A 16,503-nucleotide genomic window follows, 5' to 3' on the forward strand; every position below is an offset into this window, starting at 1 on the left:
TTGCTAGATATAAGCTGCAAGAGCATTGTTCTGTCAAAACGTATTGAGTTAAGTCTTAATCCATCTACTGCAATATTAACTGCGAGAATATGCCCATCATAGCTAACCTCAGCCAGAAAGCTAGTAGTAGATGTGAATCTTCACCGGATCTTTTGTTGAACAGTATTTCATTGATTATTGGATAATGAGGGCAATAATGTTAGTGAATTTTTTGGATGAGCGTGGTAGCGGTAGATAGAAAGAGTGTGATTTTACCTCGACTATCGGTAAAACTTTTGTAGTGTTGTAATAACGTTAGGGTTTTTTGGGTATGACACTGGTAGCATGTAGCATTAGTCAATTAATGTAAATAATGATGCAGTGTGGGCAATCCGTTTATCGACCGAAATAAATTCAATGACGCATTGTATCCAACTGCGAATCCTCATCACCAGATGCTACTTAAAATTATTGGTCAGCGTTTTTTCCCAACTTCAGAAAAAACCAATCATATGGTAGCAATGTATTCGCTAATGGCACAATTGAATGATGTAATTTGGGCTTGACGAGTGCCCTCATCCCCATAAGTCAAATGTACTTTGAGATAACTATCTGGCTTGTAGGGCATTCGTTCCGCCCACTCAATCGCTACAATTCCTGGGATCGCTTCAAAACCTTCCCAGTAGGTTTCTAGGTTTAAGGCTACGACATCTTGTGATTCTAAACGGTATAAATCTAAATGGTAGAGGGGAAGCCGTCCTTCTGTGTACTCATTAATAAGAGTGAAAGTAGGACTAACAATTGGTTCAATAATGCCTAACCCTTGTCCGATACCTTGTACCAGCGTAGTTTTGCCAGCACCCAAATCACCCTCTAGTAAAATAACGCTACCAGCGTCGAGAGTTTGACCAAGAGTAATTCCCAAGTGCAGCGTCGCCTCAGCATCTGTGAGCAAAATTTTCATAATTAGTCAAGAATCAATAGTGAGGCAGTCCGGTGAGTCCAGCACTGCGGGAGGGTTTCCCTCCGGAGCCACTGCGGTGAAGCACTTGCTGTCTTGGCGGTGTTAGCGAAGCGGTAGCGAGTCATCGAGCGTCGGCAGTCCGGTCTTGGGGTCTCCCCAAGTAGAGGAACTGCCGTTAGCGCAGCGAAGCGCGACGTTAGGAGCGTCACCCGTACTGCTAAAGCAGAACCCGCAGGGTAGGGTCTTGGATTTCCCCAAGTGGAGCAAGTGGCTTGAGACTCGACGCTCGGTCGCGTAGCGTCAACCATAAGGATCAAGAATCAATAATCAATAGTTATTACTTTGGACTATCTTCCATGATGAGCTCCACCGTACCAACGCAACAGAACTCGTGCTAGTTTTTGGGGATTATGACGCACGCAGCCGGTTTCATCTTCATACAAAATATTAGCTGGGACAATTCGCCGTCCTAGCAAAGATACGGCTTCCCGGTCTAGGAAAACGGGATGAGAATTTTGTTGGGCATAGCGCAGGAGTGTTTGGGCAGAGGGTGATTTTTTATGTACCAGTACAGCATCAAAAAGCCGTCTGTGTCCACAAGCGGTATCAATTGCGCTAATGTGATCGGCAACAGTATAGCCTTGAGTTTCTCCTGGTTGGGTCATAATATTGCAGACATAGATACGTGGAACTTTTGTGGCGGCGATCGCATCGGCAATCTCTGGTACTAGTAAATTAGGAATTAGGCTAGTATAAAGGCTACCTGGACCAATAATAATGTAATCAGCTTCTTTAATTGCCTTAATAGCTGCTGGCAACGCTGGGGGATTAGCAGGTATGCAGCCCAGTTTGACAACTTTCCCCCCAGCTTTGGGAATGTTAGACTCACCCTCAATGCGACGACCATCAGCTAATTCTGCCCAGAGGCGAACATCGCTGAGAGTTGCTGGTAAAACTTGTCCCCGTACCGCTAGCACTTTAGAACTGGCAGCCACCGCCCGTTCTAAGTCCCCAGTAATCTCACTCATTGCCGTTAAAAACAAATTGCCAAAACTATGACCTGTTAACCCATCACCTGCACGAAAGCGATATTGAAATAATTCTGTTAATAACTTTTCTTCATCTGCTAGCGCTGCTAAACAATTGCGAATATCCCCTGGTGGTAAAACTCCAAACTCTTGGCGTAACCGCCCAGAAGACCCACCATCGTCGGCTACGGTGACAATAGCAGTAATATTAGCGCTATAGGTTTTCAATCCCCTTAATAACGTAGAAAGCCCCGTACCACCACCAATCACCACTATTTTGGGACCTCGGTACAATCGGCGATGGGCCAACAGCACATCAATCAGTTCTTCTTCTCCTTCTCGTCTCAGTACCTTAGTAATTGAGCCGACGGTGCGAGTTTGCCCCCAAAGCAGCAAAAGCAAGCCACATAGCAACACCAAAGGACCGCTGATATAGTTGGGTAAAATATTGGTGATTACTCCCAACAAGCCCCTAAGCAACTCGATCATCCAAAAAATTGGGGTCAGCTTAATCCAAATAGCCAACCCCAGACTTGCCAGTAATACACCTCCAACGCTGATTAGCAACCAACGTTTGACCGATAGTCCAGGAGATAACCACTTGAACCACTGGTTAACCCGATGGGAAGTGCGACTGCGCGACTGCTTTTGCAGTGTGTTGAGGGCTTGTCTGAGAAAACCGATTGACATACCTAGTTGGGAGCAGTGGTACAAACAATGATTAATAGAAAATGTACACTACCTGGTTTTAACACCAAGTGGCTAATTATGAAATATTTCAATGCCACTAGATTAAGGGCAAGTTGGCAAAGTTGCTAGTGTTTCCGCTAAAACAGTACCCTGGCTGGGTAAAAGTGAATTGAATGGAAAAACGAATTTTAGGTTTAGATCCGGGACTTGCAATTTTAGGATTTGGGGTAATTACCTGCCAACAAAGTTCAACTAAGGCACAAGACTCAATAGTAAATATGCTGGATTTTGGGGTAATCACTACGTCGGCAGATGCAGAAATGGGACAACGGCTATGTACTTTGTTCGACGATTTACACACCCTGATTCAGGAATTGCAACCAGATTTGGTGGCAATTGAAAAGCTATTCTTTTATCGTATGTCAAGTACTATCCTTGTGGCACAGGCTCGGGGTGTTGTTATGCTAACGTTAGCACAACATCATCTACCATATGTGGAATTTACCCCTGCCCAAATTAAACAAGCCTTAACGGGGTATGGTAATGCAGATAAATCTGAGGTGCAAGAAGCGGTGGCGCGGGAGTTGAATTTAGAATACATTCCCAAACCAGATGATGCTGCGGATGCTTTAGCAGTGGCTTTAACGGCTTGGTTTCAGGTGTGATTTGTATAGCAAGGGCAACCATCAGGAGCAACATTCTGCATCTATGAACAGCTTAAAAGTCATGTTCAAGAAATGAAGGGAACGCTATTTGTTACTGAAAAACTTTTAAAGGCGATTGATGAGATTTATTGTTATCCTTTACGACAGTAAGCGTTTGATACTCTCAGTCGCCAACTAAGAAGTGGCATTAGTAATCAGCAGTTGGCCGAATTAGGCGTGGCACTACGGATGGACGAGCATTTGTGTACTGTCAGTGAAGAAGTAGAAAAACGATCGCTTCAGATTATTTGTTCTTTAGGATTATTCCAGGAGTAATTACTTATGACTTTATCTCCTCATTCATCATATAACCTTTCTTTCGAGGAGTTTTTTAAATTACCAGAAACTAAACCAGCTAGCGAGTATATCGATGGAAAAGTTTACCAAAAACCAATGCCTCAAGGCAAACACAGCAGAATCCGAACTGAGTTATCATCTGCTATTAATAGTTTAAGTGAATATCAGCACAAAGCGTTAGCACTAACCGAGTTACGCTGTACGTTTGATGTCAGTTCTTTAGTTCCCGATATTGCTGTATTTGATTGGTCACGACTTCCGATTGATGATAATGGAGAAATTGCCAATAGATTTGAAATATATCCTGATTGGATAATCGAAATTCTATCACCTGACCAATTTACCAATCGCGTTATTAATAAAATTATTTTCTGTATTAACCAGGGAACTAAATTAGGTTGGTTAATTGACCCTGATGATAAGTCTGTAATGGTGTTTCAACCTAATCAACTGCCAGAAGTTAAATACGCTCGAGATAAATTGCCTGTTCTTGATGTATTAGCAGATTGGCAGGTTTCGCCAGCAAATATATTTAATTGGTTAATAGTTAAAAAAAGTAGCGATTAGAAATTGCGTCTGCATAAACAAAAACTACTGATGTAAGTTCATACAATTTTAGATTTTAGATGGCGATCAATCCCTTGGTAGAGATGTGTCATGGTGCATCTCTACTACGAATATTTGTTTAATCATAATTTTTTTGGCAAGGATATAACCTCAGCAAGGTAAAGAACTAAACATATTTTACAAAAGTGAGACGTTACTTTCAGTATTTAATGGCAGAATCACTGTGAATGTAGTTCCAACACCAACTTGACTGCTGACATTGATTTGACCATCGTGAGCGGCAACGCACCTTTTAACAATTACTAACCCTAACCCAGTTCCCTGAATTGATTGGACATTTGAGGCTCGATAGAATGATTCAAAAAGTCGAGTTTGGTCTTCTTCAGGAATGCCAATTCCTTGGTCTTGAATCCGAAAAATAGCTACTCCTGCTATCTGGTCACAGGTTAAATTAAACCAAATATTGCTACCTGTAGGAGAATATTTAACTGCGTTAGACAGCAGATTCATGAAGATGTAATGTAAGAGCCGTTCATCCATCAAAGCATCTGTATTATTACTATGACAGGTAAAAATGATTTGATGCCCGGTAGTTGCAACCGCAGAAAATTCTGCAATTAGCTCTCGACAGAAATTATCAATATTTAGTTGAGCAGGTTCGTACACAAGTTTTTCTGCCTCAGCCCTACCCATAAACAACACACCTTCCATGAGTTGTTTCATAGATTGCACAGCTTTTTTAATCCGCTTTAAGTAGGTATTTTTTTTTGTTTCTGTTAAATTTGCCCCGTGAATTTCTATCAGTTCTACTGCTGTTTGAATAACAGTTAGGGGATTGCGGAACTCATGAGATACGGTGGAGATAAATAAGGACTTAAGATTGTTGAGTTCTCGCTCTTTATTCAACGCTTGTTCTAGTAATTCTGTTTGTCGTCTTTCGCTCAGATCCCAAAAAACAACTACGACACCACTTATCTGTTGAGATTGCCGCATGATAGGTGAAGCACTATCACCAATTGGAACTCTTGTTCCGTGTTTGGTAATTAAAGATGTAAATTCCCCTAAATAAACAACCTCTTGTTCGCGTAACACTTTGGATACTGGGTTTTCTAATGTATCCTCTGTAACTTCATCCACAATTTGAAAAATATTTGACACGTCGTGTCCAAGGGCTTCTGCTTGCTGCCAGCCAGTTATTTTCTCGGCGGCGGGATTCATGAATGTCACCATTCCCAGCTCATCTGTGGCAATTACAGCATCGCTCATTGAGTTTAACAGAGTGACTAAGCGATCGCGATTCTCCCGCAAGTCACGTTCGAGCTCATGTTTTAACAGACCAATCTCTATAGCGATTCGTAAATCTTGTAATGTAAATGGTTTAACAATATATCCGAAGGGTTGAGTAATTTTTGCCCGTTGTAATGTATTATGATCGGCGTAAGCAGTAAGAAAAATGACAGGAATATCTAACTGCTCGCGAATATGACTAGCAGCTGTAATACCATCCATCTCACCTTTGAGGATAATATCCATTAAAACTAGTTCTGGTTTTGTTTCTGATGCCTTGGTAATGGCAACTTTTCCAGAAGAAGCCGTACCCGTAACGATGTACCCTAGTTGATTGAGTTGGCTGGCAATAGTTCTAGCCACTATCACTTCATCTTCAACGACTAAAATTCTCACTTGACCCATCTGAAATTGGCTGCTGCAAATCTAACTTTGGAAATTGAATTTTAAATACGGTTCCCTGTTGACTTTCTACAGTGATAGAACCTTCCAGTTGTGCTGTCACTAAGTCAAAAACTAACGAAAGACCCAACGAATCAGTATTATTCCAATCTAAATCATGTGGTAAACCAATACCATTGTCTTGGATAATCATCTCAATGTTATTACCGACATTGCGTAGAGCAATAATAATTTTGCCTGGTTGCTGCTGGGGAAAAGCGTGCTTGAGGGCATTAGAAATTAATTCGTTGACAATTAGCCCACAGGCAATAGCTTGATCGATATTTAAGTTCACTGAATCTATATGAGTTTCTAGACTAATTTGCCCAGGGACTATTTGATAAGAAATTAACAAACTAGTTGCCAGATTTTCGATATATTCAGCAACATCAAGTTGTCCAATATTAGGTGATGTATATAAGTTCTTGTGAATCAGAGATATAGAATCAATTCGATTTTGACTGTCTCGGAAAACTCTAATAACTTCTGGATCTTTGAGTGTTTGAGACTGGAGTTGTAAAAGACTGGAGACGATCTGCAAGTTATTTTTAACTCGATGATGAATTTCTTTTAATAAAACCTCTTTTTCAGCCAAGGCGTTTCTTAAGTTAATTTCGGCTTTCTGTCGCTCGGCAAGTTCGTTCTGAGCTTGCTGAAATATACTGGATTGTTGAATAGCGATCGCAATTTGTACTGTCAGTTGGTCGAGCAAATCTAATTGATTTTCTTCCCACTCACGGGGCCTAGAGCATTGGTGCGCTAACAGTAAACCCCAAAGTGAACCAGCATTTTCCTCACCGACTTTTAACAGAATGGGTACGACTAAGTTAGCTTTGACCTGAAACTGTTCCAATAATTGCAGATGGCAATCACTTAGTCCGGCTTCGTAAATGTTAGCAACTGCCCGTTTGCGACCCTGATGATACTCTACTCCCCCGCCTGTCTGAAAACAAGTATCTTCAATCTTTTGACCTAAAGAAACTGTCCAGCCAGACTCTACTGATTCGGCCACAACTGTACCGCTCATATCTAGGGCAAACTGATAAACTACAACTCGATCGACCTCAAGCAAATCTCGCACTTCTTTAACTATGGCATTGAGAATATTTTGCAGATTCAGAGATTGACGAATCCGTTGAGTAACAGCTCGCATCAGTTGCTCTCGCTCAGCCTGAGCCTTTAGAGTTCCTTCAGTTTGCTTGCGTTCTGTGATATCTTGCCCAATCCCGATGATTTGACCATTGGGAAGGCTAACATTTGTCCAAGAGGTGTCCAGCATCCGACCATCCTGCATCTGAGTTCTAAAATCACCCCAAGTGCGTTGTGCAGACTGCATAAAATTGATGACATACTGCCGATATTCAGGATCGGGGTATAATGCAGAAAGCAAATCGCTATTTTGAAAATCTTTTATTTGCCAACCAAGAACATCTTCCCATTCCTGGTTCACCCACTGGAGCTTTCCTTCAGCATCAATAAGTGCAATCATTAAGGGAATACGAGCGAAAATGCACTGAAGAAATTCATTTTGTTCTTGGAGTTTTACTTCGGTATTTTTGCGCTCAGTGATATCAGATAATACAGCTAATATTGCCCATTCTCCATTGAAAGTTAAATACTGAAGTGAAGCGATCGCCCAAAAAGAAGTTCCATCTGCCCTCTTGAGTGGGAGTTCATAATTTTGCAGCGATCTTTGATGAGCAAGAGCTTCTAAAAGTACTTGAAACTCTTTTGCATCGTGGTATAAATTTGAAACTAAGCAATTAACAAAATCATCTGGAGCAAACCGAAATGTTTGAATAAACTCTATATTGGCATATAAGATTAACCCATCAGACACGCGAGAAATAACTAACGGTACAGGAATTGTTTCAGTAACTGCTCTAAATCTAGCTTCACTTTCCCGAAGAGTTCGTTTTATTTGTTTGTTTTCTGTAGTATCTGTTATGACGACTAACCGAGCATCATATCCAGCATAGTCTATTGCATGTGTCAAAAGTTCAACATCAATAATCTGTCCATCTTTACAACGATGCTGCCATCGTCCAGAGAAGTGAGATTCAGCTTGGTTTTTGGCTAAATATTCCAGCAGTATTGGTACATCTTCTAGGGGGCGAATGTCACAAATTCGCATTTGCAAGAACTCTTCTCGAGAATAGCCATATTGAGCAATAGCAGCTTCATTTACTTCTAAAAATTGCAGATTATTCTGATTATAAATCCACATAGGATGCGGATGATTTCTAAAAAGAAAATTGATATTTATCTGGTTAGCATCATTTTTTTGCTGTCGATGCAACTCCAAGTAACGGATGACTTGTCGTGCTATTTTTTGTAAGATTGCTTGTTCCTTCAATGTTAAATTGCGAGGTACAAAATCAATTATAGAAAGACTACCTAATGCGAAACCACTTGCAATTATTAAGGGAACTCCCGCGTAGAAACGAAAATAGGGTGCCGATCTCACAAGAGGATTTTCAGCAAACCGTTCATCTTTTAAAGTATCTGGGATGATTAATATATCATTTTGTAATATGGTGTAACTACTAAAAGAATTGTTACGAGGCACTTCTAATGCAGTTAATCCAACTTTAGACTTGAACCATTCTCGCTCAGCATCTACTAAGCTAATGAGAGCAATTGGTGTTTCACAAATATCCGCCGCTAGCTGAGTTAGATCGTCAAAAGTTTCTTCAGGTGGTGTATTTAAAATTTGATATTGATAAAGTAATTCTAGTCGTTGGTTTTCATTTTCAGGTAACGGCATTGCCACTTAAAATAGCGATTTTTTGGTTGCAAAAATTTGCCCCATGAGAATGGTGCTTGGGGTCGGTCGAGAGTGGTTGTCTAAAAAACTAATAAGCTCCCATCAGCACTTTTATCAGACTATGGTCAGTTTTTGCAATATAACTGATGGCTTTTGTTATAAAATTTACATAGGCAAGCATGACAATAAATCTTTGGCAAACACCGACTCAATAACGCGAGTCGATCTTATCAATTTGCCATAGGGTCAGAAAGAGGCAGAGGGTAAACCCTATAACCTCACTTATCGTGGGTGGCTTCTTTTACTCGCGTCCTTGTATCAAGTTCATCACCTGCTAGACCAGAATGTGGGTCGCTTCAACGCAGATATACCTAAATATATTTACAGTGTTGAAAAATGAACTACAAAGACACAGAGGAGGGCAGTTGCATGGGCGGGTTTTACCCGTGACACAGAGAATCTCTGCGCTACGGACACTTTGCTCAACGGGGGAACCCTCCGTTCGCGCAGCGTCGACCATAGGAGAAGTTCGCTTGGAGGGAAACCACACCACTTGCTACCCTCCGGGTTCCGCTTTAGCGGTACAAGCCGGGAACCCTTTCGGCAGTTCGCAACCGACGGAAACCGCCAGGACTGCGACTGCCGACGCTCCTACGTCGCTACCGCTACGCTAACATTAACGCAGTGGCTCTCCTCCTGGGGACTTCTCTTTGCACACAACTTATCTGTGCGGTTCGTTTTATCTTGGCCGCCCTAATGTTGTGATATATAAAACGGCTTCATCCGTAGGAATTCCTAAAACTTCATTGACTCGATCGTCAAAGAAGCCGCCTATACCGCTGACACCCAAATTTAGATGAATTGCGGCTAAATTCAGCCTTTGTCCCAAATGTCCGGCATCCATGTGTAAGTAACGGTAAACGCGATCGCCATATTGAGAAATAGCTGATTTCAGGTCGGCTGTATGGAAAAGCACTGCTGCCGCATCCCGCCCTAAATCTTGTCCCAAACAGAGAAAGTGTAACTCTCGCCGGAAGTTTTTGAACCGAATTTGTCTTAATTCTTGGGCTTTGGGCGCGTAATAATAACAGCCTGCCTCTAATCCTTTTACTCCACAAACGGCAATAAATGTTTCTATGAGATTTAAATCAAAGTAATCTGGAGAATTATCTAAATTTTGGTCGATATAATTTTGCGGTTGATAAGTGAAGTCGAGTAAAGCTTTTAGCTCATCGAAGGTTAAATCATCACCACTGTAGGCACGGGTAGAACGTCGCTTGTGCAGAGTCATTTCCAACTCTGACAGTTCTTCTCCCCAAAAAATAGGTGTGGTAGATATGGGAATTTTCAAACAGAAAGGAAAATTGTATTTATCCTCTAAGGACTTTTCTTGTTTGACAGTTGGTAAATTGAGTTTGCCGACTATACCTGTTGGGAGTTGCGTATGCCGATGAAAATATGCCAGTAATTCGCCATCAGGAATTTCTGGGTAACTAGTTTCGGTGGCAGAGGGTAAAGCAGTACATCCTGTCGGCAAATTTTGTTTGATATCTAATAAGTCTGCCAGAGGTAGGACGGCGATCGCTCCTTCTTGTTGCGGATCGATATAAAGTAAATCGTTTACCGCTTCATCCACAAAACCGCCAATCAAATGCGGGCGATAGTCAGTAATTGCAGCCGCTAACTCGATATTACCCAACAGGTGTCCCGTATCTAAAAAAATCCGGCGGTAAGCCCGATCTTCGTACCGCCACGCCGAACGATAAAAAACCGCAGTAACGATAATTGCCAATTGAGTACTTTCAAGGGAAGGATGCCAAAAACAAGCTTCCTGCAAAGCCTGCCAAACATCACTTTCCCAATAATGCATCAGTGAATGAGTCCGACACTGGTAGTTATACAATCCAGGTGGTAATAATCGCGTACCACGGGATACTACATAGACTTCAGCGGGATATAATCCCCCGGCACTAGGGGCAGATCGTAAATACACCGCACTACCCATAGAAGGCATTCTTGCCGTCAGTCCATAGCTGCGGAACAGGAGCCGTGAAAGTCTTTGCCACCATTGAGTATCTGGATCGTTAACTAATACTTCTGGTATCTCTTGGATATAAGGTTTGAGATCGACAGAAGAGCCAATTTTGTACTCTTTAAACGGCACTGGCTGTTTAGCCCAGTCTAACCCCTGATGTTTAGAAGCAAGGGTTTCAGGGTCGTATTTAGTACGTTCGTGGTAGTGCTGAGCAATTGATTGGTGTATTTCTGGCATAGTACTTTCAATATACCCCTAGGGCGTTATTTTCTCGATCTTGGCATTCATCAGGCTGATTATTCGTGTTAATTCGTACAATCTTCAGACTTACAACTTAGTACTTGGTAATTCTCAGTTGATATTTGAGTATTGCTTAGTTTAGAGATGCTAAAAGTAAAATATCGGTTAAAGGGAAACGATTTAGGAAATTGAGTTTGTTAGTCACTCAGAATCAGCTGATTCTGGTGTTTGTGTCAAATGTAATGAATGGGTTCGCCGCCAACGCATAAAGCCATAAACAGCAGCAGCCAAAATTAACAAATAAGGACTGTAAACCATTAACCAAATACCCAACTTCAGTAAACCAATAGTGAATGCACCAAACGAGTGAGTGGAGTTGTTCCAAGTTTCCTGAATTTGCGAACCTACAGCACGCTGAGGACTGGTACTAGATACTGCTGCTTCTAGATTCAGTGTGATAGTGGAGTATGCAACTTGATTTTGTAAGTTTTTTAGTTGGGCATCAATTTGCTCTATAGATTGCCGGACATTACTTAGTTCTTGAGCAACATTTAGCACATCTCTGACAGAACCGGCTCGATCCATAATTTTTTGCAAATTGGCTTCAGTTTTCCGCAAGTTAGTTAATCTGGCTTGAAAATCCACCAAGCGATCGCCTACATCTTCCGCTGTGATATTGCGATTTTCTACAGTTCCTAGTTTAACGAATTCCTCTAAGGTAGGTTCCAGTAAGTTCTGCGGCACTCTTAACTGTATTGATGCAGTGTGACGCGAACTGTCATTTGTAGGTTGTTGTTCTCGCAACCCAATCAAGTCCCCTCGCTGCTTACTGATAATTTGCGAGACAGAATCGATACTTTTATCTACAGAGTTCACAATCACAGTCATTGATGCCTTTTTGATCAATTGGGCACGTGTGCGAGGTGCTGGTGCAGCTTCCGCCTTTAGAGAGACACTGCTAGCAGTCTCATTAATTGATGCTGCGCGATCGGCTGAACTTGGAGGTAATGCCTGATTTGATGGCGAAGGAACAGAAGCACAACTGCTGAAAATGACCCCTCCCAGTAGCGCACTCATAAATAAAGTCGATTTACGTAGCGATCGCATTGAGCCGTACATAATCTACCCCTAGATGGATGAAGTTAATCTCAGTATCTCCGAAGAAAAACGCAAACCTGAGATTGTTGCGATTTATGTAACAGGAGTAGAGGGGCAGAGAGCCAGGGGGACAAAGTAAAACCCCAGAACTGGGAATTTCTGGGGTTGTTAACCTGACCACCTTTACATTTGTAATTGAAAAATATGTGAAACTGATATGAAATTGTGAAGTCTGAAAGACTTAATTAGCTGATTTGTGTCCAAAAAATACTTACTTTATAACTTTTTTTGTATTTAGTCATGATATTAATCAATACTATTATTAAGAACTCAATATCCTTTATTCTTTGCATTTTTGTAGTATTATTATTTTGTCCAAATACTTAAATATACTAAGTTTTTATATCTCAAAAATAAAAGATATAATTCTATGATTAATGTCTAAATATCTGTTGTTTTAGCCTTGAATTATCTATGGTTAGGCTTAAAAATAAAAATATCATGTACAACATGATTGTAGCCGATTAAAGTGACAGAAAGCCTCATTAATGTCCGCAATAGCGGACATTTTTATAGGCAATTTCTGGAAAATATAATTTAATACTTATGCACCAATATGAATTTTGCCAGTTTGAGCAATTTTTTTAGCGTCTTGAAAAAAAGGTCGAATATTTAATGATTTTCAAATTAAACAATACTCATATCTAAATTTTTAGAACATATTAGCGACAGCGCAAGCACTACGACAGATGAGAATAAAATGGGAAGTTACTACCCTTCAGATTCTGCTTTGCAGTACGATAACGTGTCTACGTAAATGCAATCTATAAATCTTTTGATAATTTATTTTTTTAACTTTTCTTTTGTATTAAATGTATTTTTTTATGTACCCAAAGAAGGTCGATCCTGAGTATTTTTTGGCATAGTCAAAGCAACTGCTGCGGCAAAAGCAATCTCTGCTGCTATTTGATAAGCAAGTTTAATATTATATGCAGCTTCCTTGCTATGGGAGAGGGAAGATTTGCGGGGGCGTGACTCTTGCTTAACATCGCCAGCTACAACAGCTCGCTGCAAAATGATAAAGGCATCTAGGTCTTCTGAGTCATAACTTGTTTGAAGTAGCACTTGTATTCGGTTTTGATCTGCAACACTCAAATAGCCGATGCTTAAAGCTTGTTGGACAATTTCTTGAATTAAAACCATAATTTTGAACCAAGTGTGAGTTAATAGTAATGCCTTAGTTTGCAAGTTGACCTTGTTGTATGGAGTGTTTTAGACGCAAGGTGTATCTAGATTGTCTTCAAAATTTATAACGAGCGATGTCCAGTACACATCACCCATTTGGATAGCCCGATCGGGTGATTTACAAATTTTTTAATATATGTAGTAGGAAGGAAGACTCTTTTACCTTTTTGGCTATTTTTAGATATGAAAAGTATCGCAGATATCATTTTGAATGTAACGCAGTTTCATAATAACTACAGCAGTTTTCAATCGTCTATAGTACTCTCTCGTTGGCAAAGTCTATGAGCAAACAAGTAATCTGTTTTGGATTTGTCACAATTATTGTTCAAATTTGTATCACAGAATACGGTTACTAGAAAGGAAAACTATCTCCTATCTGCTGTACCTTTTACACTGAGAGCATGAGTTGGATGTGTTTAATTCATCTGAAAATTACTATAAATCTTTAATGTTTCATATTAACTTGAATAATTTTCAAATCTATAAGTCTACAGCATGATTGTAGTTATCAGTTTTACTTATGATGAACGCTGCTGTTCGCAGAGCATCTTTCACAACAGAAAGCATCAATTGCTCAAATACAGCAGATTTCAAGTTGATGAAGTCCACAACCTAAGTTTTAAAGCCAGGCATAAAGCCTGTTTTACTTCTGAATTCTGCTGTATGTGTGTTATCTGTATGACATTAACTATTTACAATTGGTATAAAAATATTTATTCGAGATTATTACCCAAGTAATCATACTAGTTAAATTTTAAATTTAACCTAGATAAACATATTGAAGTAAATTTACTTCTTAAGAGCGATCCACTAAAAATAAAATGTGTTAATCTTAATAGGCAACCATTGTAAACCTTTCATGAAACTGTAATCGTGATTTGGTTGAGCTGTAATTCATCGGTGTGCAACATGATTAGAGCCGCATACTCTAGAAATTCGTTGCAAGAAAGTCGTCATCGCAGTCGGGGAAGTGCTTACTTGTTTGCACCGATGGTGAACTTTAATGTGATGGCTGAAGTTGGAGATACTCCACCCTAATTTAGATTCGCTCCAGGTCAATACCAATAAAAGTTCAACAATTACATTGTTATATGTGGGAAAAATTCTTCGCAAAGTTCGAGATAGCCCAATACAAATGTAGTTGTGTTGAATAAAACTTGTCGAATTGGGTTGTAAAAAAATACGAACATCTTGACAGGAAGCATTTTGAACGTCAATTACTGTATTATCAGTTGATTATTAAGCTATTCAAATTTGCTATAAAACCTACAATCAGCCTGTCTAAAAGTACCCAATTTTACAATTTAATAGTCTGAAATGGAAAGCTGCAACTCACTGAGTATTCGCTTGGGAATTCAGTCTGGCAGAACAGCAGTATATTGTCTTGCTTTAATTATAGACATATTGCCACAGTATTTTTTGTCAGTCCTTCAGGCATATTAGATGCAGGATGTAATTCGAGAATTGCTGATGTATTCAAATCCAGACTTTGGTATTTCCAGCAATAGGAAAGTTATCTAAAAATATTGGGAAATTTGTGTATCACCGCAAATCAAATTCATAGCTTGAGAAATATCAGGATAATTGCTACTACCAGAAGACAGGATACAGTCCCAACAACACTTCAGTACTGTCAACAACAATTTATCTGAGAGATATTTAGCCATGAATCATAAGCGATATTCTTCCAAATGGCAGCGCTTACAAGAATTATTGGTAACTACTTTCTTAGGAGAGATTCCCACGATCGCTTTCGGTCCAAAGTTACGAAATCTGGCATATAGTAGGATTTTTGCTCAGATGGGTAGCCCAGTTTATATTCAAAACGGTGTGGAATTTATTGGGACTAACTATATAGAAATGGGTAAGGGTGTATATATTTTCAAAGGTGTTCGTATCGATGCTAAAGGACATGAAAATAACAGAATTTATCTCGGAGACGGAGTAGCGATTGAACGCAATGTTGATATAGGCTGCTTGGAAGACACATGCATACACATTGATGAAGAAACCTTCATTGGGCCTGATGTCTCTATTGCTGGACCTGGAGACATCAAAATTGGTAAGCACTGTATGATAGCAGCCCACTCAGGAATATATGCTAACCATCACAATTTTGCAGATCCGAAGAAGTTAATCAAACATCAAGGAGTTATTCGTCAGGGAATTGTGATTGAGGATGACTGTTGGCTAGGACATGGAGTGACAGTATTAGATGGTGTCACTATTGGTAAAGGTAGTGTGATTGGTGCAGGAGCAGTTGTCAATAAAGATATTCCCCCCTTCTCTATTGCTGTAGGTATGCCTGCGCGAGTCATCAAAAACCGAATAGCTAAGGATTTGGTCATATCTTCCGACTGAATATTCAGTGCTGAGTAGCCACTGCGTTGCCGTTTCCCCGTTGTAAGCGGAACGCCTTCCCGCACGGTAGAACTAGAGACGCGATTAATCGCGTCCGTAGTAGAAGTAGAGACGCGATTAATCGCGTCTGTTAGCAGTCAGTTGTGATTTCTACTCCTGCTCCCTCTGCGCCTCTGCTTCTTCATTTATCGCTGCAACTGGAAACTTATGCTGTTAGTAAACGTCTCAAGAGTAACTAGTTAGCAACTACTTTCTGAGGTACATCTACAAATTAGACAAACCATAGCACTAGATAACAGGCATTGCGTGCGTAGACGCGTTTTGCTGTGACTCCAAAGCAGATTCTCGTAGAGTAGGATGGGCATCAAAAGTTCGGCAGGGGCGAGTCAACAAAAGACATCGCACCTATTAAGTCGCAGTGACATACTTCTCTACTCCTAGTAGTGTCATCTGAAAAAGGGACGAGATTTGGGTAAGATAAAGGAGCTATCTTTTCTGCGTAGCAGATACTGAGAGAGCCTTTTCTCAAAACCCTTGGAGCTGTTTCTATGGTTACTTTAAAAATCGTTGTTTATATTGTTGTTGCTTTCTTCGTGACTATCTTCGTCTTCGGATTTTTGTCGAATGACCCAGCTCGCAACCCCGGTCGTCGGGATTTAGAGTAAAATCCCGATAAATTATCCGCGACTGCCGGAAGGCGGAAAACACAAGAAGTTAAAGACACTTGTTTTAACGAGACGGCAGTTGCTATAACGGAGAAAATCTTTCGCAGTTTGTTCGGAAGGAAATTCTCTGAAGCT

Annotated in this window: 15 protein-coding genes; 6 read left to right on the plus strand and 9 right to left on the minus strand. The window is 40.4% G+C overall.

Going from position 1 to position 16,503, the window contains the following annotated elements; all coding sequences use genetic code 11:
• Window positions 1–487 precede the first annotated feature (487 nt).
• The 3 genes from tsaE to RMY31_RS07765 are packed head-to-tail and all read right to left on the minus strand — an operon-like array spanning window position 488 to window position 2,661.
• On the minus strand, window positions 488–943 hold the full coding sequence (gene tsaE, locus RMY31_RS07755) for a tRNA (adenosine(37)-N6)-threonylcarbamoyltransferase complex ATPase subunit type 1 TsaE (protein WP_322662282.1): 456 nt from the start codon (window positions 941–943) through the stop codon (window positions 488–490).
• Window positions 944–945: 2 nt separating this feature from the next.
• Window positions 946–1,251 carry a hypothetical protein gene (locus RMY31_RS07760; protein ID WP_322662284.1) on the minus strand — a complete coding sequence of 102 codons (306 nt, stop codon included), beginning with the start codon at window positions 1,249–1,251 and terminating at the stop codon, window positions 946–948.
• Between the two features lie 39 nt (window positions 1,252–1,290).
• A complete protein-coding gene (locus RMY31_RS07765) occupies window positions 1,291–2,661 on the minus strand; it encodes a gluconeogenesis factor YvcK family protein (protein WP_322662286.1) in 1,371 nt (456 codons plus the stop codon).
• A gap of 173 nt (window positions 2,662–2,834) precedes the next feature.
• Between RMY31_RS07765 and ruvC the strand changes: the two genes are divergently transcribed.
• Window positions 2,835–3,326 (plus strand): crossover junction endodeoxyribonuclease RuvC, encoded by a 492-nt coding sequence (ruvC, locus tag RMY31_RS07770; protein WP_322662288.1) that lies wholly within the window; start codon window positions 2,835–2,837, stop codon window positions 3,324–3,326.
• A 321-nt stretch (window positions 3,327–3,647) separates the two neighbouring features.
• Window positions 3,648–4,229: a Uma2 family endonuclease gene (locus RMY31_RS07775; RefSeq protein WP_322662290.1), complete on the plus strand. Its 582-nt coding sequence runs from the start codon at window positions 3,648–3,650 to the stop codon at window positions 4,227–4,229.
• Window positions 4,230–4,406: 177 nt separating this feature from the next.
• On the opposite strand, the gene RMY31_RS07780 is transcribed toward RMY31_RS07775, so the two are convergent.
• The gene (locus tag RMY31_RS07780) at window positions 4,407–5,921 is read right to left on the minus strand and encodes an ATP-binding protein (protein WP_322662292.1); all 1,515 of its coding nucleotides are present in this window, start codon (window positions 5,919–5,921) and stop codon (window positions 4,407–4,409) included.
• The gene (locus tag RMY31_RS07785) at window positions 5,893–8,724 is read right to left on the minus strand and encodes a PAS domain S-box protein (RefSeq protein ID WP_322662294.1); all 2,832 of its coding nucleotides are present in this window, start codon (window positions 8,722–8,724) and stop codon (window positions 5,893–5,895) included. The genes RMY31_RS07780 and RMY31_RS07785 overlap by 29 nt, the downstream gene beginning before the upstream one ends.
• Before the next feature lie 386 nt (window positions 8,725–9,110).
• Here RMY31_RS07785 and RMY31_RS07790 point away from each other — a divergent pair, with 386 nt between their 5' ends.
• Window positions 9,111–9,398: a hypothetical protein gene (locus RMY31_RS07790; protein ID WP_409877611.1), complete on the plus strand. Its 288-nt coding sequence runs from the start codon at window positions 9,111–9,113 to the stop codon at window positions 9,396–9,398.
• Between the two features lie 65 nt (window positions 9,399–9,463).
• On the opposite strand, the gene RMY31_RS07795 is transcribed toward RMY31_RS07790, so the two are convergent.
• From RMY31_RS07795 to RMY31_RS07810, 4 genes are all read right to left on the minus strand, one after another.
• Window positions 9,464–10,996 (minus strand): SagB/ThcOx family dehydrogenase, encoded by a 1,533-nt coding sequence (locus RMY31_RS07795; protein WP_322662296.1) that lies wholly within the window; start codon window positions 10,994–10,996, stop codon window positions 9,464–9,466.
• Window positions 10,997–11,200: 204 nt separating this feature from the next.
• On the minus strand, window positions 11,201–12,118 hold the full coding sequence (locus tag RMY31_RS07800) for a DUF4349 domain-containing protein (protein ID WP_322662298.1): 918 nt from the start codon (window positions 12,116–12,118) through the stop codon (window positions 11,201–11,203).
• 861 nt (window positions 12,119–12,979) lie between these two features.
• Window positions 12,980–13,300 (minus strand): hypothetical protein, encoded by a 321-nt coding sequence (locus RMY31_RS07805; RefSeq protein ID WP_322662301.1) that lies wholly within the window; start codon window positions 13,298–13,300, stop codon window positions 12,980–12,982.
• A 522-nt stretch (window positions 13,301–13,822) separates the two neighbouring features.
• The gene (locus RMY31_RS07810; RefSeq protein ID WP_409877614.1) at window positions 13,823–13,951 is read right to left on the minus strand and encodes a hypothetical protein; all 129 of its coding nucleotides are present in this window, start codon (window positions 13,949–13,951) and stop codon (window positions 13,823–13,825) included.
• A gap of 300 nt (window positions 13,952–14,251) precedes the next feature.
• Here RMY31_RS07810 and RMY31_RS07815 point away from each other — a divergent pair, with 300 nt between their 5' ends.
• The 3 genes from RMY31_RS07815 (at window position 14,252) to RMY31_RS07825 (ending at window position 16,368) form a co-directional block, all read left to right on the plus strand.
• Window positions 14,252–14,380, plus strand: a complete 129-nt coding sequence (locus RMY31_RS07815; protein WP_263985278.1) for a hypothetical protein — start codon at window positions 14,252–14,254, stop codon at window positions 14,378–14,380.
• 627 nt (window positions 14,381–15,007) lie between these two features.
• Window positions 15,008–15,703 carry an acyltransferase gene (locus RMY31_RS07820; protein WP_322662304.1) on the plus strand — a complete coding sequence of 232 codons (696 nt, stop codon included), beginning with the start codon at window positions 15,008–15,010 and terminating at the stop codon, window positions 15,701–15,703.
• 548 nt (window positions 15,704–16,251) lie between these two features.
• A complete protein-coding gene (locus tag RMY31_RS07825; protein WP_206263044.1) occupies window positions 16,252–16,368 on the plus strand; it encodes a photosystem II reaction center protein I in 117 nt (38 codons plus the stop codon).
• The last annotated feature ends 135 nt before the right edge of the window (window positions 16,369–16,503 follow it).

This window comes from Dendronalium sp. ChiSLP03b (assembly GCF_034531165.2).
In the GTDB taxonomy this organism is placed as follows: Bacteria; Cyanobacteriota; Cyanobacteriia; order Cyanobacteriales; family Nostocaceae; genus Dendronalium; species Dendronalium minutum.

Coding starts and splice junctions, on each gene's coding strand:
- tsaE (WP_322662282.1), bottom strand. CDS start 943: ATGAAAATTTTGCTCACAGATGCTGAGGCGACGCTGCACTTGGGAATT.
- RMY31_RS07760 (WP_322662284.1), bottom strand. CDS start 1,251: ATGGTTGACGCTACGCGACCGAGCGTCGAGTCTCAAGCCACTTGCTCC.
- RMY31_RS07765 (WP_322662286.1), bottom strand. CDS start 2,661: ATGTCAATCGGTTTTCTCAGACAAGCCCTCAACACACTGCAAAAGCAG.
- ruvC (WP_322662288.1), top strand. CDS start 2,835: ATGGAAAAACGAATTTTAGGTTTAGATCCGGGACTTGCAATTTTAGGA.
- RMY31_RS07775 (WP_322662290.1), top strand. CDS start 3,648: ATGACTTTATCTCCTCATTCATCATATAACCTTTCTTTCGAGGAGTTT.
- RMY31_RS07780 (WP_322662292.1), bottom strand. CDS start 5,921: ATGGGTCAAGTGAGAATTTTAGTCGTTGAAGATGAAGTGATAGTGGCT.
- RMY31_RS07785 (WP_322662294.1), bottom strand. CDS start 8,724: ATGCCGTTACCTGAAAATGAAAACCAACGACTAGAATTACTTTATCAA.
- RMY31_RS07795 (WP_322662296.1), bottom strand. CDS start 10,996: ATGCCAGAAATACACCAATCAATTGCTCAGCACTACCACGAACGTACT.
- RMY31_RS07800 (WP_322662298.1), bottom strand. CDS start 12,118: ATGTACGGCTCAATGCGATCGCTACGTAAATCGACTTTATTTATGAGT.
- RMY31_RS07805 (WP_322662301.1), bottom strand. CDS start 13,300: ATGGTTTTAATTCAAGAAATTGTCCAACAAGCTTTAAGCATCGGCTAT.
- RMY31_RS07815 (WP_263985278.1), top strand. CDS start 14,252: ATGATTAGAGCCGCATACTCTAGAAATTCGTTGCAAGAAAGTCGTCAT.
- RMY31_RS07820 (WP_322662304.1), top strand. CDS start 15,008: ATGAATCATAAGCGATATTCTTCCAAATGGCAGCGCTTACAAGAATTA.
- RMY31_RS07825 (WP_206263044.1), top strand. CDS start 16,252: ATGGTTACTTTAAAAATCGTTGTTTATATTGTTGTTGCTTTCTTCGTG.